The 26,060-nt window shown below is 58.0% G+C and carries 25 protein-coding genes; 15 read left to right on the top strand and 10 right to left on the bottom strand.

All coding sequences use genetic code 11. The features are described from left to right. Positions 1-14: 14 nt before the first annotated feature. The 3 genes from D882_RS0106670 to D882_RS0106660 form a co-directional block, all read right to left on the bottom strand. Positions 15-545, bottom strand: coding sequence for a hypothetical protein (locus D882_RS0106670; protein WP_027922509.1), 531 nt, complete (start codon positions 543-545; stop codon positions 15-17). Between the two features lie 114 nt (positions 546-659). Then, complete coding sequence (locus tag D882_RS0106665) at positions 660-1,178, bottom strand: ankyrin repeat domain-containing protein (RefSeq protein WP_027922508.1); 519 nt, start codon at positions 1,176-1,178, stop codon at positions 660-662. 96 nt (positions 1,179-1,274) lie between these two features. Next, entirely contained in the window at positions 1,275-3,113 is a 1,839-nt protein-coding gene (locus tag D882_RS0106660; RefSeq protein WP_027922507.1) for a long-chain-acyl-CoA synthetase, read from the bottom strand. 341 nt (positions 3,114-3,454) lie between these two features. Between D882_RS0106660 and D882_RS1000000133475 the strand changes: the two genes are divergently transcribed. Further along, entirely contained in the window at positions 3,455-3,733 is a 279-nt protein-coding gene (locus D882_RS1000000133475) for a DUF3509 domain-containing protein (protein ID WP_027922506.1), read from the top strand. Between the two features lie 71 nt (positions 3,734-3,804). On the opposite strand, the gene mtnC is transcribed toward D882_RS1000000133475, so the two are convergent. From mtnC to aroC, 5 genes are read right to left on the bottom strand one after another with little or no spacing between them, the layout of a single operon-like run. Then, positions 3,805-4,488, bottom strand: a complete 684-nt coding sequence (gene mtnC, locus D882_RS0106650) for an acireductone synthase (RefSeq protein WP_027922505.1) — start codon at positions 4,486-4,488, stop codon at positions 3,805-3,807. A gap of 4 nt (positions 4,489-4,492) precedes the next feature. Continuing rightward, entirely contained in the window at positions 4,493-5,038 is a 546-nt protein-coding gene (locus tag D882_RS0106645; protein WP_027922504.1) for an acireductone dioxygenase, read from the bottom strand. A 20-nt stretch (positions 5,039-5,058) separates the two neighbouring features. Continuing rightward, on the bottom strand, positions 5,059-5,685 hold the full coding sequence (locus D882_RS0106640; protein WP_027922503.1) for a methylthioribulose 1-phosphate dehydratase: 627 nt from the start codon (positions 5,683-5,685) through the stop codon (positions 5,059-5,061). Continuing rightward, on the bottom strand, positions 5,682-6,827 hold the full coding sequence (locus tag D882_RS0106635; protein WP_027922502.1) for an MFS transporter: 1,146 nt from the start codon (positions 6,825-6,827) through the stop codon (positions 5,682-5,684). The genes D882_RS0106640 and D882_RS0106635 overlap by 4 nt, the downstream gene beginning before the upstream one ends. 34 nt (positions 6,828-6,861) lie before the next feature. Continuing rightward, on the bottom strand, positions 6,862-7,953 hold the full coding sequence (gene aroC, locus D882_RS0106630; RefSeq protein ID WP_007914036.1) for a chorismate synthase: 1,092 nt from the start codon (positions 7,951-7,953) through the stop codon (positions 6,862-6,864). A gap of 129 nt (positions 7,954-8,082) precedes the next feature. Between aroC and D882_RS0106625 the strand changes: the two genes are divergently transcribed. Both D882_RS0106625 and D882_RS0106620 read left to right on the top strand, forming a co-directional pair. Then, positions 8,083-9,036 (top strand): alpha/beta hydrolase, encoded by a 954-nt coding sequence (locus D882_RS0106625; RefSeq protein WP_027922501.1) that lies wholly within the window; start codon positions 8,083-8,085, stop codon positions 9,034-9,036. Between the two features lie 95 nt (positions 9,037-9,131). After that, a complete protein-coding gene (locus D882_RS0106620; protein ID WP_027922500.1) occupies positions 9,132-9,923 on the top strand; it encodes a hypothetical protein in 792 nt (263 codons plus the stop codon). Between the two features lie 126 nt (positions 9,924-10,049). On the opposite strand, the gene prmB is transcribed toward D882_RS0106620, so the two are convergent. Then, the gene (gene prmB, locus D882_RS0106615; RefSeq protein WP_027922499.1) at positions 10,050-10,958 is read right to left on the bottom strand and encodes a 50S ribosomal protein L3 N(5)-glutamine methyltransferase; all 909 of its coding nucleotides are present in this window, start codon (positions 10,956-10,958) and stop codon (positions 10,050-10,052) included. 239 nt (positions 10,959-11,197) lie between these two features. Here prmB and D882_RS0106610 point away from each other — a divergent pair, with 239 nt between their 5' ends. The 9 genes from D882_RS0106610 (at position 11,198) to D882_RS0106570 (ending at position 22,488) form a co-directional block, all read left to right on the top strand. Beyond that, positions 11,198-11,788 (top strand): cysteine hydrolase family protein, encoded by a 591-nt coding sequence (locus tag D882_RS0106610; protein WP_027922498.1) that lies wholly within the window; start codon positions 11,198-11,200, stop codon positions 11,786-11,788. Positions 11,789-11,919: 131 nt separating this feature from the next. Next, positions 11,920-12,240: a hypothetical protein gene (locus tag D882_RS0106605; protein ID WP_027922497.1), complete on the top strand. Its 321-nt coding sequence runs from the start codon at positions 11,920-11,922 to the stop codon at positions 12,238-12,240. Between the two features lie 85 nt (positions 12,241-12,325). Further along, a complete protein-coding gene (locus D882_RS0106600) occupies positions 12,326-12,883 on the top strand; it encodes a Smr/MutS family protein (protein WP_027922496.1) in 558 nt (185 codons plus the stop codon). Positions 12,884-12,960: 77 nt separating this feature from the next. After that, positions 12,961-13,506: a GTP cyclohydrolase I FolE gene (gene folE, locus D882_RS0106595; RefSeq protein ID WP_003204506.1), complete on the top strand. Its 546-nt coding sequence runs from the start codon at positions 12,961-12,963 to the stop codon at positions 13,504-13,506. 103 nt (positions 13,507-13,609) lie between these two features. Beyond that, complete coding sequence (locus D882_RS0106590) at positions 13,610-13,981, top strand: glutathione S-transferase N-terminal domain-containing protein (RefSeq protein WP_027922495.1); 372 nt, start codon at positions 13,610-13,612, stop codon at positions 13,979-13,981. A 463-nt stretch (positions 13,982-14,444) separates the two neighbouring features. Beyond that, a complete protein-coding gene (locus tag D882_RS0106585) occupies positions 14,445-15,794 on the top strand; it encodes an NCS2 family permease (protein WP_027922494.1) in 1,350 nt (449 codons plus the stop codon). A 79-nt stretch (positions 15,795-15,873) separates the two neighbouring features. After that, complete coding sequence (locus tag D882_RS0106580) at positions 15,874-16,503, top strand: LysE family translocator (RefSeq protein WP_027922493.1); 630 nt, start codon at positions 15,874-15,876, stop codon at positions 16,501-16,503. Between the two features lie 206 nt (positions 16,504-16,709). Continuing rightward, a complete protein-coding gene (locus D882_RS0106575; protein ID WP_027922492.1) occupies positions 16,710-20,309 on the top strand; it encodes a calcium-binding protein in 3,600 nt (1,199 codons plus the stop codon). 319 nt (positions 20,310-20,628) lie between these two features. Continuing rightward, entirely contained in the window at positions 20,629-22,488 is a 1,860-nt protein-coding gene (locus D882_RS0106570) for a hypothetical protein (RefSeq protein WP_027922491.1), read from the top strand. Positions 22,489-22,644: 156 nt separating this feature from the next. On the opposite strand, the gene uraH is transcribed toward D882_RS0106570, so the two are convergent. Continuing rightward, complete coding sequence (uraH, locus tag D882_RS0106565) at positions 22,645-22,998, bottom strand: hydroxyisourate hydrolase (protein ID WP_007944445.1); 354 nt, start codon at positions 22,996-22,998, stop codon at positions 22,645-22,647. Positions 22,999-23,416: 418 nt separating this feature from the next. On the opposite strand from uraH, the gene puuE reads away from it, so the two are divergent. The 3 genes from puuE (at position 23,417) to alc (ending at position 25,950) form a co-directional block, all read left to right on the top strand. After that, on the top strand, positions 23,417-24,343 hold the full coding sequence (puuE, locus tag D882_RS0106560; RefSeq protein ID WP_008031461.1) for an allantoinase PuuE: 927 nt from the start codon (positions 23,417-23,419) through the stop codon (positions 24,341-24,343). Beyond that, complete coding sequence (uraD, locus tag D882_RS0106555; RefSeq protein WP_027922490.1) at positions 24,340-24,855, top strand: 2-oxo-4-hydroxy-4-carboxy-5-ureidoimidazoline decarboxylase; 516 nt, start codon at positions 24,340-24,342, stop codon at positions 24,853-24,855. Before puuE ends, uraD begins: the two co-directional genes overlap by 4 nt. A 99-nt stretch (positions 24,856-24,954) precedes the next feature. Next, positions 24,955-25,950, top strand: a complete 996-nt coding sequence (gene alc / locus D882_RS0106550) for an allantoicase (protein ID WP_027922489.1) — start codon at positions 24,955-24,957, stop codon at positions 25,948-25,950. Positions 25,951-26,060: the final 110 nt, after the last annotated feature.

Here is a 26,060-nt window from a genome sequence, read left to right as displayed (position 1 = left end):
GAGGGTTCCGCTTTTTAAACGTGAATCGCGATCTTCAGCGCTTCCAGCGACGGCGCAGCGGCGATGCCGAGTTTGGCACACAGCTCAAGCACACGCGGCACATCGTTGCCGTAGACCAGCACCACTTGCAGCTCGTCGTCGAGCAGCTGGCTGAAGTTCATCAGCGTGTAACCACCGTTTTCCTTATTCATGCTACCCATTTGCACCTGAATGCGATTGAGTGCGGTCAGGGCTTCGGTCTTGGCCAGCTGCTTGGGTTTGATATTGAAATCAACGCCAGGGCCGAACGAGGCGACGATCTGGGCGAACAGGTCCATGTAGGTGTCGGCCTGGAACAGCACCGTCTCCGGCAGACTGCCGACCACCACCCATTCACCCAACGGGATCGGGAAGGTGTCGTCGTAGTTGATATCCGGGTTGGCCGTGAGAAAAGCCTGCGGATCGGCGTAGGCTTGAGCCGCTTCGTCAGCAACTTTCAGGATTTCGTCATCGCTCATGCACCCGGAGCTGATTTTGCTGATGAGTTCGACGAGTGCGGCTTTCATGAGGCGGATCCTGTAGCGAGTGAATTTTGAGGGCGCGAAGGATAGCGCATTCGCAGAAAGTTACCGAGCGTGAGGAGACCTGTGGCGAGGGAGCATGCCCCTCACCACAAAGCATCATCCCAGCAGTTTTTCCAGCTGCGCGGTGGTGTCGACGGCGCCCATCGTTTTAGCGGCATCGAGGGCCGACACGCCGTTGGCGTCCTTGGCTTTCGGATCGGCCCCTTTGCTGATCAGGTAGTCGACGATGGCGACGCGGTTGAACATCGCCGCCATCATCAGCGCGGTACGGCCATCAAACGACGAACCTTCCACTTGCGCGCCGCCCTCGACCAAGGCCGTGACCACCGCCAGGTCGCCCTTGAACGCGGCACCGGCAATCGGGCTTTGGCCGTTGTCGTTGCGGATTTCCGGGTCGGCCTTGTGTTCGAGTAGAACTTTCACGGTGTCCACGTGGCCGTGGTAGGCGGCCAGCATCAGCAAGGTGTCGCCCTTGTGGTTACGCAGGTTGGGCGGCAGGCCTTTGGTCAACAGCGCTGCCATCATGGCCGCATCGCCCTCGCGCGCCTTGTTGAATACCTGTTCGGCAAATTCAGCGGCTTCTTCGGGGGTCATCTGGCGGCTTTGATCTGACATCGGGGGCTCCCTGTTCGGTTATTCGTAAAGCCGACAGTTTCCCGAGCAGCCCCCGCGCTGTCACTTGTTTTTTCTCAAGGGCCGCCATAGGCACATTCAATAGCGGTACTTGCCGCTGTGAATATCCGCCAGCACCTGCTCGGTAACCTGCACATAAGTCTGGGTGCCGGGCAACCAGGCGTAGATCGGGTCATCGCCGGTCTTGCCAGGGTCGAAGGCTTCGTCCTTGAGCCGGGTCTTCTGGTATTTGAAGGTCCCGGTGGTCTCCATTTTCACTTTCACCCGCAAAAACAGCGGCACCGCATAGGTCGGCATTTGCTGGCGAGCAAACTCCAGCAGTTCGCTGAAGTCCAGGGTGGCCAGGGATTCGGCCGGAGTAATCGCCGCCATGCCGGCACGCCCGTTGGTGTTGTGGACTTCCACGCCATACGCCACGGCTTCCGCGATGTGCGGGTGTTGCAGGAGGATGTTTTCCACTTCCGTGGTCGAGACGTTCTCGCCCTTCCAGCGGTAGGTGTCGCCCAAGCGGTCGACGAACTGTGCATGGCCAAAACCAATGTTGCGCAGCAAGTCACCGGTGTTGAAGTACCGATCGCCCTTCTTGAACACGTCATGCAGCACGACTTTTTCGGTCTTTTGCGGATCGGTGTAGCCGTCCAGCGGCGCCTTGTCGTCGATTCTCGCCAGCAACAAACCCTGCACGCCCTTGGGCACTTTGTTCATGAAACCCTTGGCGTTGCGAATCGGCTGGCCGCTGTCGTGGTCGTAGGCCACCAGCTCCCAGGCCATCAGCGAGAAACCGATGGTGTGGTCAAAATTGAGAATGTTGGTGAAGCCGATGTTGCCGTCGCTGGCCGCATACAGTTCACAGATATGCTCGACGCCGAAGCGGGTCTTGAAGGCGTCCCACGCGCCGGGGCGCAAACCGTTGCCGATCATCTTCGTCACGCCGTGCTGGCTGTCTTCGGCGCTGGTAGGTTGATCCACCAGATAGCGGCACAACTCGCCCACGTAACCGAGGGTGGTCGCGTGGTATTTGCGTACGTCATTCCAGAACTGGCTGGCGCTGAATTTGCGGCGGATGGCAAAGCCCGAAGCACCGTTGATGGCCGAGCCCCAGCACACGCAGAGCCCGGTGGCGTGATACAGCGGCAAGGTGCAATAGACGATGTCGTGCGGCTGCATGTCCAGGGCGATCAGGCCGAAACTGGCGGAGCTGCGCATCCAGCGTCCGTGCTTGAAGACGCCGGCCTTGGGCAATCCGGTGGTGCCCGAGGTGTAGATATAGAAACAAGGATCGTCGAAAAAAACCTGCTGGCTGCTGACAGGGTTTTCCTCGGACGCGTCGGCACTCGCCGCCATCAGGTTGATGAAACCGTCGGGGGCAACGCCCGGATGGTTGCAGGTGTCTTGATCGGCGACGAACCAGGTTCGCGCCGGCGCGATGGACACCCGCTCGCGGACCTGGGAAAACGCCGGGACCAGTTCGCCGCCGACAATGATCGCCACGGGGGCTACCAAATTCAGGCTGTGCGCGAGGGTATCGCGGGTTTGCGAGGTGTTGAGCAACGCGCTGATCGCGCCGACCTTGGCCACGGCCAGAATCGTCACCAGCAGTTCTGGACGGTTCTCGATGAAGACCGCGACCACGTCACCCTTGCCGATGCCTTGGGCAATCAGATGATGAGCAATGCGATTCGCCCACTGGTTGACCTGCGTATAGGTCAGCGTCACGTCGCCCTGCAGTAACGCGGGGCCATCGGGATTGCGCAACGTCGCCTGTTCGAAACACCAGCCCAGGCCACACGGTTGGGTCGGATCCTTGACGTTGGCGACTTTCAGGCCCTTCACCACACGGGGAATGGTTCTGGCGATCGTCGGCAGTTTGCGGAGCATCATGCCCCAGGTAATCGTGTCGTTTGGCCTGCGTTTCATCTGTGCTCCCGCTGATTTTTTTATTGTCGGGCGGCGTTCCATGAGCTCGAAAATACGTCAGCGGTTCTTGGCCTGTACACGCGGATTTTGCAATGTTTTGTATCCGCAACCCGGATAAACGAACGATGAACCCCGAGGTGCGGATTGGTTCCATCGAAGCAGCAACAATCTTTCAAAATGCAGGATGCACGATGGCCATTCATGCAGATTGCACGAAATCGAAAACCCGACCGAAAATTAACTTATTGATTTATAAGGATTTTATTAAATTCAAATACTGGCACAATCGCTGCAACTACCTCTCCATGCTTGCCAATCTCGTGCAAACGGAGCTGATAGACATGAGCCTGATCCAAGAAAAATTTACCTCCCTGTTCTCCAACTTCGAAGTCACCACCCAAGCGCGTCCTGACGGCGGAATTTTGCTGACCTTGCGCAGCAGCGAAGGCCGTGTGTTCAAGCGTTCGATTTCCTACCAGCAATTGCACGCGGGTGATCAGTTGACTTGGGTGATCAGTGCGATTCGCCGTGACCTTGCCGAACAGGCGAGTGAACTGCCGCAGATCTCCATGCTGCAAAGCCAGCAACGATTTGCCTTGCCGACTTATCACACGGCGTAAATCGTTGCAGTGCTGAAAACAAACAGGCCGTGAGCTTTCGCTTCACGGCCTGAGTTGTTATGTGGTGTGCTTTATAAGGTGGAGGGGTTGATTCGCGCGAAGCTGTCGACGGTCAGATGGCCTGCCAACTCCCCACCCTCTCGCGCCAGCCCGCAGGTCGCCATCCCGGCCGTGCGTGCAGCGTCCAGCTCTTCGACGATGTCGGACAGAAACAGAATCTGCGCAGGCTCAAGCCCGATGGCCTGAGTGATGCGTTGGTAAGACTGCGCTTCCCGCTTGGGCCCCGACGTGGTGTCGAAATAGCCGCTGAACAGTGGCGACAAATCCCCAGCCTCGGAACAACCGAAGATCAGTTTTTGCGCCTGGATCGAGCCCGAGGAGTACACAAACAGTTGATAGCCTTCCTGATGCCAGCGCTTGAGCGCTTCAACGGCGTCCAGGTAAACGTGGCCCTTCAACTGCCCGGTCTGATAACCCTGCTCCCAGACCATGCCTTGCAACGCCTTGAGCGGCGTGGCTTTGCGGTCTTCGGCGATCCAGCTCAGCAGAATGGCGATCACCCGCTCAACGTCGGCATCCGGCTCGGCGCTGTCGCGACGCACGGCCGACAGTTGCTCCGCCACATCGGCGCGCGCGGCGTGCTGACGGACAAACTCCGGCAGGTGTTTCGCGGCGTAGGGAAACAGCACGTCGAACACAAAACTCACCGCGCTGGTGGTGCCTTCGATGTCGGTGAGAATCGCTTTGATCGGCATCGGTTCAGTCCTCAAGACGCGGGAAGCGGCTGGCGATGTCTTCGCCGGTGAAATTGGCCACCCAGCCTTCAGGGTTGTTGAACAGGCGGATCGCGACGAAATGCGGATGCTCGCCCATGTCAAACCAGTGCGGCGTGCCGGCCGGGACCGAGATCAGGTCGTTCTTTTCGCACAGCACCGCGTAGACGTAATCGTCGATGTGCAGGGTAAACAGGCCACGACCCGCCACGAAAAATCGCACTTCATCTTCGCCATGACGGTGTTCGTCGAGGAACTTGGCGCGCAGTTCGGCTTTTTGCGGGTGATCGCTGTTCAGGCTGATGACGTCGACCGTGATGTAACCGCGCTCGGTCATCAGCTTGTCGATCTGCTCCTGATACGCGGCGATCACTTCTTCCTGACTGGCGCCGGGCTGGATCTTCGCCGCCGCTTGCCAGCGGTCGAAACGCACGCCCTGTTCGGCCAGGGTCGAGGCGATGTCTTCAAAATGGGTCAGCACCTTGTTCGGCAGTTCAGGGCTTGAGACGTGGTAAACGGACAGGCTGCTCATCAGGGCAACTCCTTAACGGTTCATGCGTTACGGTTGAAGAGCGCGCGCGTCTTCAACTCGCACTCGAACAAAAATTCAAAGGCCTCGATCTGCCGCAGCGCATCACTCATGCGCGCGCCCCAGGTGTAGAGGCCATGGCCGCGAATCAAGTAGCCGACGCATTCGGGATGGGCGTCCAGCCAAGGCTGAACCTTGGCGGCGAGGCGCGCAATATCCTGATCGTTGTCGAAAATCGGCACGCGCACCCGGGATTCGTGGGTCGATACGCCACTGAAGGCTTTTTGCAGTTCGTAGTCTTCGAACTCGATGAAATCTTCCGGGGTCAGGCGCGACAGCACCGTGGCGTTCACCGAATGGGTGTGCAGCACCGCGCCGATGTCCGCGCGCCAGCTGTAGAGCTGGGTGTGCAGCAGGGTTTCGGCGGACGGCTTTTTACCCGGTTCCAGGCTGTTGCCCGACAAATCGGTGGCGAGCACATCGTCGAGCCCCAACTGACCTTTGTGCTTGCCGGACACCGTCAGCAGCGCTTCGCTCGGCGACAGACGCGTCGAGTAGTTGCTGCTGGTGGCCGGTGACCAGCCGCGGCCATACAGAAAACGCCCGGCGTCGATGATTTCCTGGGCGAGGTGTTCACGGGTAAGGCTCATGGCCTGTCCTCTTGCAGTCGTGTGGCAATGATAACGGCAGCCGCCAGGGCTGCGAGGCTTGCAATACTAAAGGTCAACGGTGCGCCGAGGGCATTCCAGCTGTAACCGGAATACAACGCGCCCAATGCGCCGCCGGTGCCGGCCAGCGCGGCGTAAAGCGCCTGGCCCTGCCCTTGCTGGCGTGCGCCGAAACTACGTTGCACGAACTGGATGGCAGCCGCGTGAAAGCTGCCGAACGTGGCCGCGTGCAGCACCTGGGCAAACAGCAACACCCAGAGAAATTCGGCAAACGAACCAAGCAGCACCCAACGCAGGGCGGCCAACAGGAAACTCGCCAGCAGCACCCGGCGCACCGAGAAGCGCGCGAGGATTTTACTCATGGCCAAAAACATCAGCACTTCAGCAACCACACCAACTGCCCAGAGCATGCCGATCACGCCGCGGCTGTAGCCCAACCGTTCAAGGTGCAAGGTCAAAAACGTGTAATACGGGCCATGGCTCATCTGCATCAGCGCCACGCAGCCATAAAACGCCAATACACCGGGGCTGCGCAATTGCTTGAGAAACCCGTCCCCCGCTTCACGAAGGCCCTGAACTGGTTGGGCATTCGGCACCCACAGGCTGCTGACGACGATACCGGCCATGATCAACACCAACGCCACCGGATAGATGTCGAGGCTGAGCCATTCGAACAATCGGCCCAGTAACACCACGGTGATGATGAAACCGATGGAGCCCCAAAGGCGAATCTGACTGTAGCGCGAGGTCTGGCCTTTCAAGTGCGCCAGGGTTATGACTTCGAACTGCGGCAATACCGCGTGCCAGAAGAACGCGTGCAACGCCATGACCATCGCCAGCCAGGCGTAGGTCTTACTGACAAAAATCAGCGAGAACGTCAGCAGCGTACACACCGCGCCGAAGCGCACGATGGCCAGGCGCCGGCCGGTGTAATCCCCCAGCCAGCCCCAGATGTTCGGCGCGACGCAGCGCATCAGCATCGGGATTGCCACCAGTTCGCCGATGCGCGCACTGGAAAACCCCAGGTGATCGAAGTACAGCGCCAGAAACGGCGCCGTCGAACCGAGCAAGGCGAAATAGAACAGATAGAAACTGGAGAGCCGCCAGTACGGGAGCGCCGCCACGCTCGTCAGACCGCAGCGGCGTTAAGGTCAGCCATTAAAGCTGACCCAGCACCGGTGTGCTCACGCGCACATCGGCGTTCTGACCACGGTGACGCAACAGGTGATCCATCAACACGATGGCCATCATCGCTTCAGCGATGGGCGTAGCGCGGATGCCGACGCATGGGTCGTGACGGCCCTTGGTGATGACGTCCACCGGGTTGCCATGAATGTCGATGGAACGGCCCGGCGTGGTGATACTCGACGTTGGCTTCAGCGCCAGGTGCGCGACGATCGGCTGGCCGGACGAAATACCACCGAGAATGCCGCCGGCATTGTTGCTGAGGAAACCTTCCGGGGTCATTTCATCGCGGTGTTCAGTGCCGCGCTGGGCAACACTGGCGAAACCGGCGCCGATTTCCACGCCTTTCACCGCGTTGATGCTCATCAGCGCATGGGCCAGCTCGGCATCGAGGCGGTCGAAAATCGGCTCGCCGAGGCCAGGCATCACGCCTTCAGCCACCACCGTGATCTTCGCGCCGACCGAATCCTGGTCGCGACGCAACTGGTCCATATAGGCTTCCAGCTCCGGGACTTTGTCCGGGTCAGGACTGAAGAAAGCGTTCTCTTCCACCGAATCCCAGGTCTTGAACGGAATTTCAATCGGGCCGAGCTGGCTCATGTAGCCGCGAATGACGATGCCCTGGGTGGCCAGGTATTTCTTGGCAATTGCACCAGCCGCTACGCGCATCGCGGTTTCCCGGGCCGAGCTGCGACCGCCGCCACGGTAATCACGCTCACCGTATTTATGGTGGTAGGTGTAGTCGGCGTGGGCCGGGCGGAACAGATCCTTGATCGCCGAGTAGTCCTTGGACTTCTGGTCGGTGTTGCGGATCAGCAGACCAATGGAGCACCCGGTGGTGCGACCTTCGAACACGCCAGAGAGGATTTCGACTTCGTCGGCTTCCTGGCGTTGCGTGGTGTGACGGCTGGTGCCCGGCTTGCGGCGATCCAGGTCACGCTGCAAATCCTCCAGAGAAATCTCCAGCCCCGGCGGGCAGCCGTCGACAATGGCGACCAACGCCGGACCATGGCTTTCGCCCGCGGTGGTGACAGTGAACAGCTTGCCGTAGGTATTGCCGGACATGCAGGACGCTCCGTGAAATAGAACCTGAATACGAATGCGCGCCAGTATACGCAGGCTACCCAAGTAGTTCATCCTCGAACCTTATGGGTGCCCGCGAGTCCAACCGGCACCTTTGTGAATGATGGCGTGATGATGCTGCGAGTTTTAGCCTTGAGCCTGACCTTGTTTACCGGCTACGTGCAGGCCACCGTCCTGCAACGACCTATTACGCTGGATACCGGCACCGGTGAGCTTTTCGGCTCGCTGTTGCTGCCAAAATCCGACAATCCTGTGCCAGTCGTCCTGATCATTTCCGGCTCCGGTCCTACAGATCGTGACGGCAATAACACCGACGGCGGACGCAATGACAGCCTCAAACGGCTCGCCTGGGTGCTGGCCAAACACAACATCGCCAGCGTGCGTTACGACAAACGCGGTGTGGCAGCGAGCCTTGCCGCCACGCCGGATGAACGCAATCTGTCGGTAGAGGCCTATGTGGCCGATGCCGAAGCCTGGGGCCAGAAGCTGAAAAGTGATCCGCGTTTCGGCCCGCTGATTCTGCTCGGCCACAGCGAAGGCGCCTTGATCGCCACCCTGGCGGCGCCAAGTGTAAACGCCGCGGCGGTCATCTCGCTGTCCGGCAGCGCTCGCCCGGTTGATCAGGTGTTGCGTCAACAGTTGAGCAATCAACTGCCACCGGCGCTGATGCTGCGCAGCAATGAGCTGCTCGACAGCCTCAAGGCCGGTCACACCGACGACAACGTGCCGCCGCAGCTTCAGACGATTTTCCGTCCGAGTGTGCAGCCATACCTGATTTCTCTGTTCCGGCAGGACCCGGCGGCAGCGTTCGCCAGGTTGAAGATGCCGGCGTTGATCATTCAGGGCAGCAACGACATTCAGGTTGGAGTCGGTGACGCCAGGCTGCTGAAAGCCGCCAAACCGGACGCCGAGCTGGCGCTGATCGAAGGCATGAACCACGTCATGCGCATTGTGCCCAACGACGTCAAACGGCAATTGGCCTCTTATAAAGACCCGCAATTGCCACTGGCGGCCGAGCTTGGCACCCGCATCCTCGGGTTTATTGACGGACTTCGCCCCAGTTAAGCGCTGTTGGCCCTCCAGTCCTGTCAAAAACGGCCGATAAGCCTTTGTCGCCAGCGCAATGGCTGGCGGCAGGGCTTGGACAGGATCTCGCCGTTATGACTGATACCCAGACTTCACCCGACACCACCGCTGAAAAAGACGCACCGCCAGCGGTTGAGCTGCCGTGGGCGGACGTCCACGTCGAGCACCACAAGATGCTCCGTCTGGCGCCGCTGAAAACAGACCGCAACACCGGCGGGCGACCGCAGCGCTTTGTCGAATTCGGCTATGCCGAACGCAACAGCAAGGAGCAGAGCCTGATGCGCATGAGCATCACCTTGCCCGGTCAGCGCGTGCGCAAAGAACAGAATCACCTCGACGTGTGGGTCGATCACACCGCCAAGCGTGTGCATTTCGGCCCCGACAGCGGCTTGCAGATTGAACCGATGAACCGTGGCATCGGCCGCTTCATGGCCGCTCAAGGCATCACGTGGGCGAAGAAGCGCTGGTCCGGTTACACCGTCGACGGCACGGACCTGAACAATAAAGATGCGCTGAACGAAGACACCCGCCTGCGCCGCGATCACTTCCTCAAGGCCCATGGTTTTGAGGTGGTGTATGCCGATGCCCAGCATTTGAAGGGCAGCGTCAAAGACGTGCAGGTCGGTGACCTGTCGGGCGAGTGGAACACTGAAAAGCTGCAACTGGTGGAAATTCTCGAAGCGGCGCAGATGCTTCAGCAGGCCGAGCAAAACCTGGCCGAGCAAGAAGTAAAGCTGAAGACGCACGAAGAAAAAGTCAGCAAGTACAAGCGGGAAGACGCCGGGCTGCGCTTTACCATTACGTGTCTGGTGGCGTTTGCGATGTTTCAGGCGGGGTTGTTGATCTGGATTGCTACGCATCGGTAAACGTCTGAGACCGACGTGCGGCCATCGCGGGCAAGCCACGCTCCCACAGGTTCTGTGTCGTACCCGAATGGTGCGACACATTCTGAACCTGTAGGAGCGAGGCTTGCCCGCGATGGCTTTCTAAAGTCAGACGCGAGAAGCGAACAGTGCCTGATGATCGCGGCACTGTTCAGCCGTCAACATGAACACCCCATGCCCGCCGCGCTCGAAATCGAGCCACGCAAAATCGACTTCCGGGTACAGTGCGTCGACGTGAACCTGACTGTTGCCCACTTCGACAATCAGCAAGCCCTTCTCGGTCAGATGATCCGCCGCTTCCGCCAGCATGCGGCGCACCAGGTTCAAACCGTCATCGCCACAGGCCAGGCCCAGCTCCGGCTCGTGCTGATACTCGTCCGGCATATCGGCGAAATCTTCCGCATCGACGTAGGGCGGGTTCGACACGATCAGGTCGAAACGTTGACCCGGTAAACCATCAAAGCCATCGCCCTGAACCGTGTACACCCGTTCATCGACACCGTGACGCTCGATGTTCTGGTTGGCCACTTCCAGCGCTTCAAACGACAGATCGGCCAGCACTACTTCGGCGTTCTGGAACTCGTAGGCGCAGGCGATACCGATGCAACCGGAACCGGTGCACAGGTCGAGAATGCGCGCTGGCTCGGCCCCCAACCATGGCTCGAAGCGTTTTTCAATCAGTTCGCCAATCGGTGAACGCGGGATCAGCACGCGCTCGTCGACGATGAAGGACATGCCGCAAAACCACGCTTCGCCCAACAGGTAAGCGGTCGGAATGCGTTCTTCGATGCGGCGCTTGAGCAAGCGCTGCAGATTGACCAGCTCATCATCTTCCAGCGCACAGTCGAGGTAGCTGTCGGCGATTTCCCACGGCAAGTGCAAGGCACCCAACACCAGTTGACGGGCTTCGTCCCAGGCGTTGTCGGTCCCATGGCCGAAAAACAGATCCTCCCCATGGAAGCGGCTGACGGCCCAACGGATATGGTCACGCAGGGTACGAAGGCGGGAAGTGATCACGACGGCAAACTCCAGAAAAAACGACTGGCGATTCTAACAGCCAAAACGCGCCACGACGACGCAGGAAAAACACCGGGCCGAATGTAGGATCGATCCCTTTTTGCCGCTGGCTATTGAACAAAACCCGCAACTTGACAAGGCTGAGAGCCAGTAATGACGGCGTCTACGATAGTAGCGATTCACAGAACCGCTCAGCCAGAGGACAATGTCGCAAAAGCCCCACTCCAAGGAGCCCCAGAATGTCCGTTCCAAAAACGATGTTTCAACTCAGCGGCCGCGGTTACGCAGCAGCCAATCTGAGCCATGCGACCCTCGTCATCATCGATGCCCAGAAGGAATACCTCAGCGGTCCACTGGCCCTGAGCGGCATGGACGCTGCCGTCGCGAACATCAAGCAATTGCTGGCGGCTGCCCGTGCGGCCGGCCGCCCCATCGTGCATGTACGCCACCTCGGTACGGTCGGCGGGCTGTTCGACCCACAAGGCGAGCGCGGTGAGTTCATCCCCGGCCTTGAACCACAGGCCGACGAAACCATCCTCGGCAAATTGCTGCCAAGTGCGTTCCACGGCACCGAACTGGCCAAACGCCTGGAAGACCTCGGCGCCCTTGACCTGATCGTCTGCGGCTTCATGAGCCACTCCAGCGTCAGCACCACAGTGCGTGCCGCCAAGAACCTGGGTTTCCGTTGCACGCTGGTGGAAGACGCCTGCGCCACGCGCGACTTGCCTTACAAGGGCGGCGTACTGAGTGCCGAGCACGTTCAGCAGACCGAAATGGCGATCATGGCGGACAACTTCGCCACCCTCGCGCTCACTCACGATCTGATTTGATCGGCCCGTGATGAGCGGCCAATAGCGCCGCTCATCTGCAAAAGCCTCTCGTTTGCCGCAATTGTCTTAGCCTCAGGAACATCCCGGTCAACTCCCGGTCGAAGGGCCGATACCCATTGAGGAAGGTCGGAATGAAGTTATCCGATGGTTTTGACGCTCGCCGCTTGCGGCCCAAAGGCCAACGCAACTGGCGTTTTCGTATTGGCGCGGCGTTTGCCGCGTTGCTGGCAACGTGCGGTGTATTGCTCGCCATGGCCGCTGCCGCCAGCCTGCTCGGCCACGCACCTGCGCTGGGCGAACTGAATACCAGCCGCACCGGTGCGGCAGTGGTCCTGGCGGTCGGCCTGTTCGTGCTGTACCTCGGCGTGTGGCTGTGGCGTCGCTGCCGACGCCGGTCGCGTCAGTCGCGTGAGCTGAACATGTCCCCGCACCTGATGAAAAAACACGATTGAACCGAGGCCTGGCATCTGCCGGGCCTCAATTGTTATGGATAGCGCCTCGACTTGGGTAAACTGGCCGACCTTCGCGGAGGCTGACATGCAAGACGACGATTTTTCCCTGTTCAAAAGTGCGATCCAAGGCGTCAAGCCGATCAAGCACGATCGCGCCGAAACCGGCAAACCCAAGGCCGACCGCGCGCAAATCGCCAAGCTGCGTCAAGCCGCAACCATTCGTACCGATGCCACCACCGTGGATGGGCTGTCCGATCAGTTCGTCATCGATGTCGGCCCGGAAGACGAATTGATGTGGGCCCGTGACGGTGTCCAGGAAAGCCAGATGCGCAAGCTCAAGATCGGGCAGATTCCGTTCGAGGGCAGCCTCGACCTGCACGGCATGAGCGTGGAAAAGGCCCGGGAAACCCTCTGGGCGTTTCTGGCCGAAGCGACCAGGTTCGAAATTCGCTGCGTGCGCGTCACTCACGGCAAAGCCGTGCGTCTGGACGGCAAGCGGCCGATGATCAAGAGTCACGTCAACACGTGGTTGCGCCAGCATTCACAGGTGCTCGGCTTCACCTCGTGCCAGGCTAAACATGGCGGCGCCGGGGCGGTTTATGTGATGCTCAAACGCACCATGATGGAAGGTCGCGACGAGTAAAGCTGTCGCGTCATGCTTGCAGCGCCGTGTTTGCCACCGTACCCTTGCCCTTTGCGAAAATCCCCACAGGTAGTTTCATGTCCCTGGAACAGAATTACACCGCGATTCTCGGCCAACTGGGCGAGGACGTCTCCCGCGAGGGCCTGCTCGACACGCCAAAACGTGCCGCCAAAGCCATGCAGTACCTCTGCCGCGGTTATGAACAGACGCTCGAAGAAGTCACCAACGGTGCCTTGTTCAGCTCCGACAACAGCGAAATGGTGCTGGTCAAGGACATCGAGTTGTACTCGTTGTGCGAACACCACCTGCTTCCGTTCATCGGCAAGGCACACGTCGCTTACATCCCGAGCGGCAAAGTATTGGGCCTGTCGAAAGTGGCGCGAATCGTCGACATGTACGCTCGCCGCCTGCAGATCCAGGAAAACCTCAGCCGCCAGATCGCCGATGCGGTCCAGCAAGTCACCGGCGCCCTGGGCGTTGCGGTGGTGATCGAGGCCAAGCACATGTGCATGATGATGCGCGGTGTGGAGAAACAGAATTCGTCGATGATCACTTCGGTGATGCTCGGTGAGTTCCGCGAAAACGCCGCCACCCGCAGCGAGTTTCTCAGCCTGATCAAGTAACGTGCGGCACGAAGAAAACCGGCATTCATCGCCGGTTTTTTTTCGTCTGAAAAAATCAGGTAAGCTGCGCGCCCTTCTTCATTCGCACCGTGAGGCTTTCAACGTGTTCGTAAAAGCGCTTCGTGTCGGCCTTGGCCAACTGATCATCTTCATCGACTTCATCACCCGTCCGGGCAAGAAGCAGCGCCCCGCCGAGGCTCAGGCCAAGGTCAACTCCGCTGCCAAGGACCTGACCCTGTACCAATTCCACGCCTGCCCGTTCTGCGTGAAAACCCGCCGCAGCCTGCGTCGCCTGAATGTGCCGGTGACACTGCGTGATGCAAAGAACAACGAACAGGATCGCCAGGCCCTGCTGGAGCAAGGTGGCAAGATCAAGGTGCCGTGCCTGCGCATTGAAGAAAATGGCCAGACCACTTGGATGTATGAGTCCAAGGTGATCATTGATTATCTGGACAAGCGGTTTGCGGCTGCTTGATGGCTTTGTGGTGAGCTGACTGACGCCATCGCGAGCAGGCTCGCGATGGCGCCGATACAGTCACCACAACCCCCAGTCAAAAATAAACCGGCCCTTGCGCCGGTTTATTTGTTTCTGCCCTCCCCTCAGACCGCTTCAGCCGCCCACTTTTAGTGGCGGGTCTGGCCCCTTCGCGAGCAGGCTCGCTCCCACAGGTGACCGAGTTCTTTCAGGGAAATGCAATTAACTGTGAGAGCGAGCCTGCTCGCGAAGGGGTCCGCACAGGCGATATATCCCTATCGCCAACATTTTCGTAAACAAAATCAAAAACATTATTTGCTTTCTTTGTATACAAAAGCATAATCCACTTCGTGCGAGTTCCTGACCAGCCGGTCAACATATTCGCAAGTGCCTCAAAGGTCCGCTGCCACCCTCATGGGTCCGGTCCTGGAAATAACAATAAAACTCTTGAGGAGTACTCGCTGTGGAAAGCCGCAAATCCGAAGCATCGACGCTGGAACTCTCGCCGCCGTTACGCAATGGCTTGCTTGAGCGCATCTTCAAACTCACCTTGCATGGCACCACGGTGAAGACCGAGCTGATTGCCGGTCTGACAACCTTCATCACCATGGCTTACATCATCTTCGTCAACCCTAACATCATGGCCGACGCCGGGATCGATCACGGCGCCGCATTTGTGGCGACCTGCATCGCCGCCGCACTGGGTTGCCTGTTGATGGGCCTCTACGCCAACTGGCCCGTCGGCCTGGCACCAGGCATGGGCCTGAACGCTTTCTTTACCTACACCGTGGTCGGCACCATGGGCTACAACTGGGAAACCGCCCTCGGCGCGGTGTTTGTCTCCGGTGTGTTGTTCATGATCCTGACCTTTTCCAGGATTCGCGAATGGCTGCTGAATAGCATTCCCGTGAGCCTGCGCTTCGCCATGGGCGCCGGCGTCGGTTTGTTCCTGGGACTGATCGGCCTGAAGACTGCGGGCATCGTCGTCGATAGCCCGGCCACCCTGATCAAACTCGGCTCCCTGCGCGAACCCGGCCCGTTGCTCGCCGCCATCTGCTTCCTGATGATCGCCATTCTCAGCTACCACAAAGTGTTCGGCGCGATCCTCATCAGCATCATCACCGTGACCCTGGCCGGTTGGGGCCTGGGCCTGGTGCACTACGAGGGCATCATGTCGGCCCCGCCGAGCCTGGCCCCGACCTGGATGGCGATGAACCTGGCCGGCGTGTTCAACGTCAGCATGATCAGCGTGGTCCTGGCGTTCCTCTTCGTGCACATGTTCGACACCGCCGGCACCCTGATGGGCGTAGCCCAGCGCGCCAACCTGGTCGGCGCCGACGGGCGGATCGAAAACCTCTCCCGCGCCATGAAAGCCGACAGTGCATCCAGCGTCTTTGGTGCGATTGTGGGTGTTCCGCCGGTCACCAGTTATGTTGAAAGTGCCGCGGGTGTTGCCGCGGGTGGTCGGACAGGTCTTACCGCCGTGACCGTGGGTGTGCTATTTATTGCGGCGATGTTCTTCGCACCACTGGCCGGCATGATTCCCGCCTATGCCACCGCCGGCGCGCTGATTTATGTGGCGATGCTGATGATGGGCGGTATGAAGCACATCGAATGGGACGAAGCAACCGACAGCATTCCGGCCATCGTGACCGCGATCATGATGCCGCTGACCTTCTCGGTCGCTGACGGTATTGCGCTGGGTTTCATCACCTACGTGGCGTTGAAGGCCGGCACCGGTAAGTACAAGGAAATCTCCGTCAGCTTGTGGGTGCTTTGCGCGATCTTCATCGCCAAGTTCATTTTCTTGTAAGCCGCCTACGTTTCACAAACAGTGTTTCAAAACAGCCTCACTCCACCGGGTGGGGCTTTTGCACAAATGGAGGAAAGTGATGAGTCTGGAAACCTGGCTGCTGTTCAGCGGCGCTGCGCTGGTGGTAATCCTGATCCCTGGGCCCCTGTCATTGCTAATGATCAGCAACAGTCTGAATTACGGTTTGCGCCGTTCTTACCCAGCATTTCTCGGTGGCGTGATTGCTTCGATCTGCTTGCTCAGTGCTTCCGCGCTGGGTCTGGGCGCCTTGCTGCTGGCGTCGGAACAGTTGTTCAGCGCGTTGAAAATCGTCGGCGCGCTCTACCTGTTCTACCTCGCCTGGCAGAGCTGGCAACAATCGCGTCAGCCATCGGTGGGTGCCGAAGTGCCTCAGGCGGCGCCGGTGCCACGTTTTCGTGCGCTGTTCGGCCGAGCGTTTGTGCTGGGTGCGAGCAATCCGAAAGACATTCTGTTTTTTGCCGCTTTCTTACCGCAGTTTTTGAACGCGGAACAAGCGTTTTTGCCGCAGTTGCTGGTGATGATTGCGACCTGGACCGTGCTCGATCTGTTGTGCAAATTGGCTTATGGGCTGGGCGCTCATGGTGCAGCCAGGTATTTACGCAGTGGCAAAGGACAAAGTTGGTTTAACCGGGTGAGCGCAGGACTTTTCAGTGGAGCGGGCGCGGCCTCCTTATTAAGCAACCACTGATCGGATCGTATTAACCCGGCGATTCAACTCAACAGGCGTTTATTAACACCACCGCACTAAGAATTGATTGCCAAGGATGGCAACACTTCAACCACGCCCCGCAACAAACCGCAACACGCGATATACATATATATCGTTGTCTTTTCAGAACTCCTCCTACCATGGCACTGCGATTTTGCACACAACGCCAGGAAAAGGAAGTTCCTATGGCAATGGTTTTCCAATCCCCCGATCCCGATCACTACAATGCTGTCGAAGTGACGGATATTAACCTGCAGGCCAATGAGCACTCCCCAACCACTATTGATTTCGACAAAGTAAGCATCGCCTCCGCCCCGCAACAAACAAACGCCAATAAAAGCCAGCTACGCGTCATTGATGAGTTGTTCGGCCCTATAAAAATAGGCGCCCATTCGATCACCCGGTGCGCACTGGATGCACTGGGCGCGACCTCAAATGGTCAGGGATTGAACGGTCAAAACACGTTCTTTCGGCACCCCAAGCGGTCTTTTATCAACGCCTTGCAATTTGACCCTGTGTTTATTGAAGCGCGTATGCGCTTCACCGGCGCCAGGGATGATTACGCCCTGCCTTCCTTGCTGTTTGAAATGGCGTCTCAACGCCCACTAACGGCTCCGCCCCTGTTAAGAGAATTACCTGATCTACTTGCCGATCCTGAACAGTACCGCCAGAAACTGGACAAGCTGCTGAACGCGGCGCAGAGGCTTGATATACGCCACGCGCACTTGTCCAAAACCACACCTCCCTGGGTGAATCGGATCAAAAGTAGCAGCATGGTCAGCATGGGGACCGGGCTTCAGGCCTTCGGCATTTACAGCGGTCTGCGCGGCCTGCAAGACGCCATTGCAAGAAAAGATCATGGCGAAGTCGTATTCAACAGCCTCAGCACTTCAGCGGAAGTCACTTCATTAGCCGTCGAAGTGGCGGTCACCAAGCAAGCAAAATACATGATCGACGCTGGGCAAAAAGCCTACGGGGATTTTGCCAAAACCAGCTTCGGCGTTCGACTGGGGCGTAGCGCGGGTCTGATCGCGAGCGCACTGACATTGCCCTTCGATGTCATGTCCGCCATCAAATCCTTTAATAGCGCCGCGGCAACCACAGGCAAAGAAGCCATTGATCACTATGTCGCCGCTGGCTTGAGCGTGACCAGCGCGGCCATGACGTTGATTCTGGGTGCTGCCGCATTGGCAGGCTTCTCCTTTATCGGCCCGGTGGGGCTGACGGCCGGACTTCTGCTGGTGGCAGGTTCTCAGGTCTATGCGGCGGTACGCGTTGTCGACGATATCGATGATTACATTGAACTTACTACCCATGAGCGCCTGCGCACGGGCTGGTTCGCCTTTTGGGGAATCACCCCGGACGACAACATACAAACCCGCCATGCAATTGCCAAATCAACCGTTGAGCATTCGAGACTGTTACAAGCGACCGCTCGAAAATTACTGGAAGGAAAATTAAAAGACAGTACAGAAGTCATTGTAAACGGCAAGTTCAAGGTCGAGTTAAAGCCGACACAGGTGCCTAGCTTCGATTGGGAGGCGCAACAGTACCTATATAAAACCGTACAGAAACCGCACGTCATTCATAGTAACGACACGATTGATGCTCGGGACGGTGTGACTGACGACATGCCCGGCGCCGAGTTCGGAACGCCAGGAGAAAACAAAGGTGCGGTGTGGTTTATGGGGGGCGGCGACGACACCATCGTGGGTGTTGAAAAAAAGCCAAACAGATTCTATTACGGCGCAGGCATCAAGCAACTGACCGGGGGTGAGAAAGACGATGAGTTCATCTTCGAAGGCGCCGCCGAACTTCTCAAAAACGGTCCAAAAGACCCTCTGCCCACGCTTCTGAAAGGTGGTTTGGGCAGCGATACGCTAGTCGTTACCGGAAGCTACCTTGAGGGCAACCGGCAAAGATTCGGGTATTTCATCGATCTGAACGATGGACGACTGTCCATCATTACCCGTGACCAGGCCAACGAGGGCCATTTCAACTATCGGCACACGCTTCTGGAGAGCATCGAGAACGTTGAAACCCTGGCCGGTGCGCAAAACAGGGTCATCGGTACAGGCGGTCCGAATGTCATCAAATCGCGCGGGCGCGACACCATTGAGGCGGGCGCCGGGGATGACAAAATCTATCTCCTGAACAATGAAGGTAGTGCCTCTGGTGGTCCCGGAAAGGATCACTACACGGTGTCCCATAAGTCCGGCAACGTATTCATTACTGAAGATGGCGTGGACGAGAGCGTCATTGCACTTGACTGGAGAATGGACCTGATAAAAAGCTGGAAAATCGACAATCACGAACTGGTCATCACTTCAGGCTTTGATCTCGACGATCTTAAAGAGAGGGATGTCTACATCAAGGGCGTCTATAAAACAGCCAACAATCGACGGCAACTGCAGAACAGGAAACTGACGTTCGTTACAAAGGACGGGTTTCATTTGATGCCTGAACTCCCCGAAACCATCGAGACTGCTGGCTCCCTCGAAATTGAAACAGTCATTACCCAGCAGGGAAAAACTCAAAACCCGGTGATACTTTACAACCGCGAATACACGATCGCACATGACGAGAACACGAGTTATTTTGTTTCGCGACTCAATAACCATACGGTCCTGACAGTAAAACAACGAAGCATAAATACGCTGGCAACCCTTTATCTGGAATATGCCAGCCATGAACTGACGCGGGTCGAGGCTTACTTCAAGGTAGACCTGATACGCCAACGTGACTTTGATCGCATCCTGTATAAAGAATGCGCTGTGACCTTTCACTTTGACAGTCAGCGATTGACTATCAACAACCTCGCCAGTTCTATCGGGGGCGGCGACCAGAGAATCACAAGCCGACTGACGCGCCCCTCCAACGTGTTGAACCAACCTGTTCTTCTGATCATGAATGACGGTGTTTCGTATAGAGTCGCCCCCCCCTCCCTGCCCGATTCGGTTTTTTCCAACGATCAGTTCGAGATAAACGGTCCAATGGAGCGCACCCGTCAAGTGCCGCTGCCACTGGCGGCCAGAGATGGAACGTCTATTTATTGTCAGCCCCTGGACAACGAAGCCCATCAGCTGGGCGACCGAGAGAAGTGCGTCAAACTGGTCGCTTACCCTGAACAAACAACCATCGAACATCTGGAGGGTGGCGGCTCGACGTACCTTGTCCACCTCAGCTCCGAAATGACGCTAGGCATTTCAACGCCAGGTGCTCGAGCGAACGCCATCCTCAAATCGCCTTCGGCGTCTACCTGGGAATTCGATGCAACGAGCCTCGCTTACACCAGAATCAAACGAGTGGACGACTGTTTGCTGATCGGACATACCGTTATCCACCTTCCGCGCTACAACGACCCACAAGATTTGATCGATCAGATACGGGTCATCACGCCCGATGGCGTTGTCTATAAAATCGATCTGGATTTCGACGAGGTCTACATTGACTCACTGGATGGCCGGTACTTCAAAGGTGACGTTCTGAACGAAGGCGCCCTATTGGCAGAACTGAGGGCCTTGGAAATGGAAGACCTCGTCGTTCGAAACATAGCCCTGAGAGACGGTACTGCCGGCAGTCTGTCTTACAACGTGACGGACCGTCGCTGGATACTTGATACAGACAAGTCCCGCACGATCCTTTACGCCGACCTGGTGCCTTTACACCGGTGCGCCCACCAACTCGCACACTGTTATGAGTTGATAGAGTTAGGCACCCGTTCCACCCCTCCGGTAAGCGCCGCCGATCTGCGGATACTTTTAGACAACTGCAAACGTTTATAGCACTAGCACAAGACATCAAACCTCAGGATCAGGCGGACGTCTTTTGTAGCAAATACCGCCACACCCTATACATATCTATAGCCTCTCGACGGCTGATCCAATCAAAACTAACCACCGTGTTTTCCGGGGCCGTGCCTTCTCAAGAGAGAAAATCCCCAGCCCCAATACGCCTGGCACTTCATCGTCCTCCCCCAGACGCGCTCCTGAGGATGATGTGGCCAGGGTCGGCCGGCCCCCATTATCAAACGCCCGGTATCGGGCCTCCGATACTTATTGTTTAAACATTACCCACTTATATAAACATCCAGGAATACGTCCGATGGCCAAACCGCCAAAAAGAGTTTCAACGTCCAATACGCCTGACTCCTCGACAACACTTCCAAGGTCTTCGTCAGAAGACAGCCGGGTACGAGGAGACAATCACGCCGCAACGGTTGGCACATCGCGGGGAGACGCCAATCCCGTTTCCGACGTCAACGTGCCAGGTTCGTCGCACAGTACCTTGCCTCGTCAGCCTGTCGTCGTTCACGACATGCCGGCTAACGCTACAAGCGATGCCGAGATGGCTACCCGCATGATTTCCTGGCCTCGGAACAAGGTCGACGAACTATTCAACATCGCCGACACCGGGCTTTTCATGAGCCGCCAGCAACAGCTTTACGCCGATATTGGAGAGGAAGGCATTTTTCTGATCAGGGCAAACGCGAGGGGCGACTACCAGGTGCCCCTTCCATTTGCCCCGGGCCAACCCGGCCCGGTCCTCACGAAGGTGCCTGGCCAGCCACAGTGGAGAATCACTCGCGAGGGCATGGTCCTTCCCATCGCAAGCGTACCCGCGAGGTCGGAAACGCTGGAGATCATTCCTCGGCACCTGGCCGACAAACTGACGCAGCCCGACGCCAAAGGCCTTCGTTACGACAAGCTGAAAAGAACCTATGTCGACGTGACGGAAGAAGGCGCGGTCATGGTCCGCAAAAATACGGACGGCCACTATCAGGCCTCCTCGACGAGCGAATTGATCCCTTCGGGCCCGTTACTCGAAAATATTGAAGGGATGACACTTTGGCAACGCAAGGCAACCAACACCCCAGCCTCAGACGCCGAAGATTCAGGCCCCATGCCAGGCAAGCGTCCTCGCCTGGGCGAACAGGTCGAGGCGGCCAATCCCGTGGCCGATAACAACCCTCCTGCTGCCACCTTGAATGACAACCCGTATTTATGGGCCTCCTGGGGGAAAATAACCAAGCCTGATTCGGTGGAATCCATAATGATCGGCCAACTGCATTATCCGATCGTGCCAAAGGGGCCGATGGCCGATCAGCTCCCCCTCGTTTTCATTCAACACCCGGGATTTGCGCCCTCGCGCTTCGAGGCCTTCGAGCGCATGTTGCAGGAAGCACCTTCGTTGCAACCCGTCGCCACCAGCTACCACGCCGGTACAAATACCCGGAAAGTCGACGGTGCTGCTCGGCTCTTCGAAAAAACACTGACGCAACAGGTTGCGGATGTTTACAAAGGCTTCACCGAGCCGACATCCCGCGCTGTCGCCAAGCGACTATTCGAGCTATCCAGCGAGTCGGCGGAGTTCAACGGCAGCGGTTTGGCCCGAATGAAGCAGACCTTTCGCTACTGGGAGGGCAACTCGACACTGGGCGTGCCGCGGCTCGGCGACCCTTTGGACATGTTGCCTGTGGCGTCCGGCAATGATGGCGCCAGACGAATCGTCGAATTACACACTCCGGATTCCGTGACGCCCTTACAGCAGTTGAACTTCAACCCCGAGGGCACTCATGCCTGGCAGTTCTACGTCGAGTTGCCCAACGCGCCGGGGCGACTTTCGTTGTTGCTCGCTTCGATACTGGGCCACAGCGGTTACAAGGTCTTTCTTCCCGCACACGTAGAGAGTGTTCAGCTCACGCCCCCAACACTGGTATTTAAAAGGCCTAATCACGACAAGGTGTACTTTTTGAAACTGGGACGTGTGGAGACCGATGCGATTGAAATCCTGCCGCCGTCCATTCCAGAGCTTGACGACCCTCTGCTGAAGACGCGAGTCGGCGCCGAAGCCCACCAGTCGCTGGTTGCCGCCGATGCGAAGGGTGATGTGGTATGGCTCATAGGCGGTGTCCAGCACCTGCTCGCTGGACGTCCTTCGGTGTTTATCATCAAGGAACGCTGATAGCGAAACGTGCGCACCTCGCCTTCCGACAGCGGGGTGCAGCCCAAAGGTATCCGTGCCGAACACAAGATAAAAAAAGCCCGCAGTGTGAGCGGGCGAAAGACCAAAGAAGCTATATGCGCAGTCGCTTCCAGGTTGAGGCAGCTGCTTGGGGGATCAGCTGCCGCGATACGTGGAATAGCTGTATGGCGAAATCAGCAGCGGCACATGGTAGTGATCCTGTTCCGCAGAGATGCCGAAACGCAGCACCACTACATCGAGAAACGCCGGCTCGGGCAACTGAACGCCACGGGCGCGATAGTAATCGCCCGCATGGAACTGAACCTGATAGACCCCGGTGCGGTAGTCATCGCCTTGCAGCAGCGGTGCATCGACACGGCCATCGCTGTTGGTTGTCGCGCTGGCGACCAATTCCAGGTGCGAACCTTCAACGCGGTACAGCTCGACCTTGATCGAGCTGCCCGGGCAACCGTGTGCAGCGTCTAAAACGTGTGTAGTCAAACGTCCCATTGATTCTGCGCGCCTGCCTGCGTGGAGCAGTCAGGCCTCGCGCCTCCCGAAGTCAGTTGAAAAGGAGACCGCACCGATTCGGAGCACGAATCACTGCGGCGAGCGACTGATTAAGACACTTTTAAAAAAAATTGTACACAATAAAAACGACATATTTCCCGCCATGCCCGCCAGTCGGGAATCTGCGGCAAATTTATGGCCACGCCATACGATCAGCGGAGCTTCTTTCCTATAGCTGACCAGTCAGGCAGGTTTCTTGCAATACCAGCTATTCATGACAGTTCGCGAAAAATGCAGAAATTCAGGCTTACAAATCGAATATAAAGTTGTATACAATCAGCCCATCGCTGTGACGCCAGCCTGTCATTTCACCGCCAGGCGCCACACAACCTGTCAACGAACAAGAAGGAAGACTGCAGTGAGCGCTGACTACCCACGCGACCTGATCGGTTACGGCAGTAACCCTCCTCACCCACACTGGCCGGGCAATGCCCGCATCGCTCTGTCTTTCGTGCTCAATTACGAGGAAGGTGGCGAACGCAATATCCTGCACGGCGACAAAGAATCTGAAGCCTTCCTCTCCGAGATGGTTTCGGCGCAGCCGCTGCAAGGCGCGCGCAACATGAGCATGGAATCCCTTTACGAGTATGGCAGCCGTGCCGGCGTCTGGCGGATTCTGAAACTGTTCAAGGAATTCGATATTCCGCTGACCATCTTCGCCGTCGCCATGGCCGCCCAGCGCCACCCGGACGTGATCCGCGCGATGGTCGATGCCGGCCATGAAATTTGCAGCCACGGTTACCGCTGGATCGACTACCAGTACATGGACGAAGCGCAGGAACGCGAGCACATGCTTGAAGCGATCCGCGTCCTGACCGAAATCACCGGTGAACGCCCGCTGGGCTGGTACACCGGCCGCACCGGACCGAACACCCGTCGCCTGGTGATGGAAGAAGGCGGTTTCCTCTACGACTGCGACACCTACGACGACGACCTGCCCTACTGGGAACCCAACAATCCGACCGGCAAGCCGCACCTGGTGATCCCGTACACGCTGGACACCAACGACATGCGTTTTACCCAGGTTCAGGGTTTCAACAAGGGCGACGACTTTTTTGAATACCTCAAGGACGCCTTTGACGTCCTGTACGCCGAAGGCGCCGAAGCACCGAAGATGCTGTCGATCGGCCTGCACTGCCGCCTGATCGGCCGTCCGGCGCGTCTGGCTTCGCTCAAACGCTTTATCGAATACGCTAAAAGTCATGAACAGGTGTGGTTCAGCCGTCGCGTCGACATCGCTCGCCACTGGCACGAAACCCACCCGTACCAAGGGGCTGCCCAATGAGCACCTTTCAAACGCTGAAGCCATCGAGCCTGAGCCGCGATGCATTCGTCGCCGCCTTCGCCGACATCTACGAACATTCGCCATGGGTGGCCGAAAAGGCCTTCGACCTGGGCCAGGACGCCTCGATCGACGAAATCGAAACCCTGCACCAGCGCATGAGCGACATCCTGTTGAGCGCCGATCATCAAAGCCAACTGGCCTTGATCAACGCTCACCCGGACCTGGCCGGCAAAGCCGCCGTCCAGGGCCAACTGACCGAAGCCAGCACCAACGAACAGGCTGGCGCCGGTATTCACCAATGCACGGCCGAAGAGTTCCAGCGCTTCACCGAGCTGAACGACGCCTACAAAGCCAAGTTCAAGTTTCCCTTCATCATGGCGGTAAAAGGCAGCAACCGGCATCAGATCCTCGCGGCGTTCGAAACGCGCATTCACAACTCGGCAGAGACCGAATTCAAATGCGCGCTGGCAGAGATCAACAAGATTGCGTTGTTCCGTTTACTGACCCTATAGCGAGCAGCCCTTGTAAAAAGCCCGGGCGAAATTGAACGCAGCAATCGCCCAAGGCGCTGCAAGCATCCCAAGCCAACTTATTAAAGGCAGACAAGAAGAATGAAAGCTTACGCCGTACCTTTCGAGAAGTTCGTCAACCTGGCCGACGCCCGCCTGGGCACCAAAATCATCTCGGTCACCGATGACTGGTTCGCTGATGCCAACCGCCTGTTCCAGCCGACCCCGGCTGTGTGGAAAGAAGGCGTGTTCGATGACAACGGCAAGTGGATGGACGGCTGGGAGTCGCGCCGCAAGCGCTTCGAAGGCTACGACAGCGCCGTGATTCGCCTCGGTGTACCGGGCTCGATCAAAGGCGTGGACATCGACACTTCATTCTTCACCGGCAACTTCCCGCCGTCGGCCTCCCTGGAAGCCTGTTTCCTGGCTGAAGGCGAGCCGACTGAAAACACCCAGTGGGTTGAAGTGCTGTCGGCCGTCGAGCTGCAAGGCAACAGCCACCACTTCCACGAAATCAACAACGATCAGGCGTTCAGCCACCTGCGTTTCAACATCTACCCGGATGGCGGCGTGGCCCGTCTGCGCGTGTACGGCGTGCCGCACCGCGACTGGTCCGCGGTGGGCGACAATGAGCAAATCGACCTGGCCGCCGCCCTGAATGGTGGCCGCGCCCTCGCCTGCTCCGACGAACACTTCGGTCGCATGAGCAACATCCTCAACCCTGGCCGTGGCATCAACATGGGCGACGGCTGGGAAACTGCACGTCGTCGTACCCCGGGCAATGACTGGGTGATTGTCGCATTGGGCCATGCCGGTGAAGTCGAGAAAGTCATCGTCGACACCCTGCACTTCAAGGGCAACTACCCGGACACCTGCTCGATCCAAGGCGCATTCGTCAAAGGTGGCACCGACAGCCAGATCGAAACCCAATCGTTGTTCTGGCGCGAACTGCTGCCAGCGCAGAAACTGGAAATGCACGCCGAACACACCTTCGCCGAGCAGATCAAGGCGCTGGGCCCGATCACCCACATTCGCCTGAACGTGTTCCCGGATGGGGGTGTGAGCCGCCTGCGTATTCTCGGCAAGGTCGCTAAATAAGCGCCGCCTCTAATCGCGGGCAAGCCCGCTCCCACAAGGAGTTGTGGTGTACACACAACCTGTGGGAGCTGGCTTGCCAGCGATGACGATAGAACCAACAACACAGAATT

Origin of the sequence: Pseudomonas sp. URMO17WK12:I12 (genome assembly GCF_000514395.1) — a bacterium.
GTDB lineage: Bacteria > Pseudomonadota > Gammaproteobacteria > Pseudomonadales > Pseudomonadaceae > Aquipseudomonas > Aquipseudomonas mucoides.
Note: the sequence above shows the minus strand (reverse complement) of the source record. Positions and strands in the feature narration are given on the sequence as shown.

Coding starts and splice junctions, on each gene's coding strand:
- uraD (WP_027922490.1), top strand. CDS start 24,340: ATGAGCACCTTTCAAACGCTGAAGCCATCGAGCCTGAGCCGCGATGCA.
- folE (WP_003204506.1), top strand. CDS start 12,961: ATGTCCCTGGAACAGAATTACACCGCGATTCTCGGCCAACTGGGCGAG.
- alc (WP_027922489.1), top strand. CDS start 24,955: ATGAAAGCTTACGCCGTACCTTTCGAGAAGTTCGTCAACCTGGCCGAC.
- D882_RS0106580 (WP_027922493.1), top strand. CDS start 15,874: ATGAGTCTGGAAACCTGGCTGCTGTTCAGCGGCGCTGCGCTGGTGGTA.
- uraH (WP_007944445.1), bottom strand. CDS start 22,998: ATGGGACGTTTGACTACACACGTTTTAGACGCTGCACACGGTTGCCCG.
- mtnC (WP_027922505.1), bottom strand. CDS start 4,488: ATGCCGATCAAAGCGATTCTCACCGACATCGAAGGCACCACCAGCGCG.
- D882_RS0106665 (WP_027922508.1), bottom strand. CDS start 1,178: ATGTCAGATCAAAGCCGCCAGATGACCCCCGAAGAAGCCGCTGAATTT.
- D882_RS0106625 (WP_027922501.1), top strand. CDS start 8,083: ATGATGCTGCGAGTTTTAGCCTTGAGCCTGACCTTGTTTACCGGCTAC.
- D882_RS1000000133475 (WP_027922506.1), top strand. CDS start 3,455: ATGAGCCTGATCCAAGAAAAATTTACCTCCCTGTTCTCCAACTTCGAA.
- aroC (WP_007914036.1), bottom strand. CDS start 7,953: ATGTCCGGCAATACCTACGGCAAGCTGTTCACTGTCACCACCGCGGGC.
- D882_RS0106660 (WP_027922507.1), bottom strand. CDS start 3,113: ATGAAACGCAGGCCAAACGACACGATTACCTGGGGCATGATGCTCCGC.
- D882_RS0106570 (WP_027922491.1), top strand. CDS start 20,629: ATGGCCAAACCGCCAAAAAGAGTTTCAACGTCCAATACGCCTGACTCC.
- D882_RS0106600 (WP_027922496.1), top strand. CDS start 12,326: ATGCAAGACGACGATTTTTCCCTGTTCAAAAGTGCGATCCAAGGCGTC.
- D882_RS0106645 (WP_027922504.1), bottom strand. CDS start 5,038: ATGAGCAGCCTGTCCGTTTACCACGTCTCAAGCCCTGAACTGCCGAAC.
- D882_RS0106610 (WP_027922498.1), top strand. CDS start 11,198: ATGTCCGTTCCAAAAACGATGTTTCAACTCAGCGGCCGCGGTTACGCA.
- D882_RS0106620 (WP_027922500.1), top strand. CDS start 9,132: ATGACTGATACCCAGACTTCACCCGACACCACCGCTGAAAAAGACGCA.
- D882_RS0106670 (WP_027922509.1), bottom strand. CDS start 545: ATGAAAGCCGCACTCGTCGAACTCATCAGCAAAATCAGCTCCGGGTGC.
- D882_RS0106575 (WP_027922492.1), top strand. CDS start 16,710: ATGGCAATGGTTTTCCAATCCCCCGATCCCGATCACTACAATGCTGTC.
- D882_RS0106640 (WP_027922503.1), bottom strand. CDS start 5,685: ATGAGCCTTACCCGTGAACACCTCGCCCAGGAAATCATCGACGCCGGG.
- D882_RS0106605 (WP_027922497.1), top strand. CDS start 11,920: ATGAAGTTATCCGATGGTTTTGACGCTCGCCGCTTGCGGCCCAAAGGC.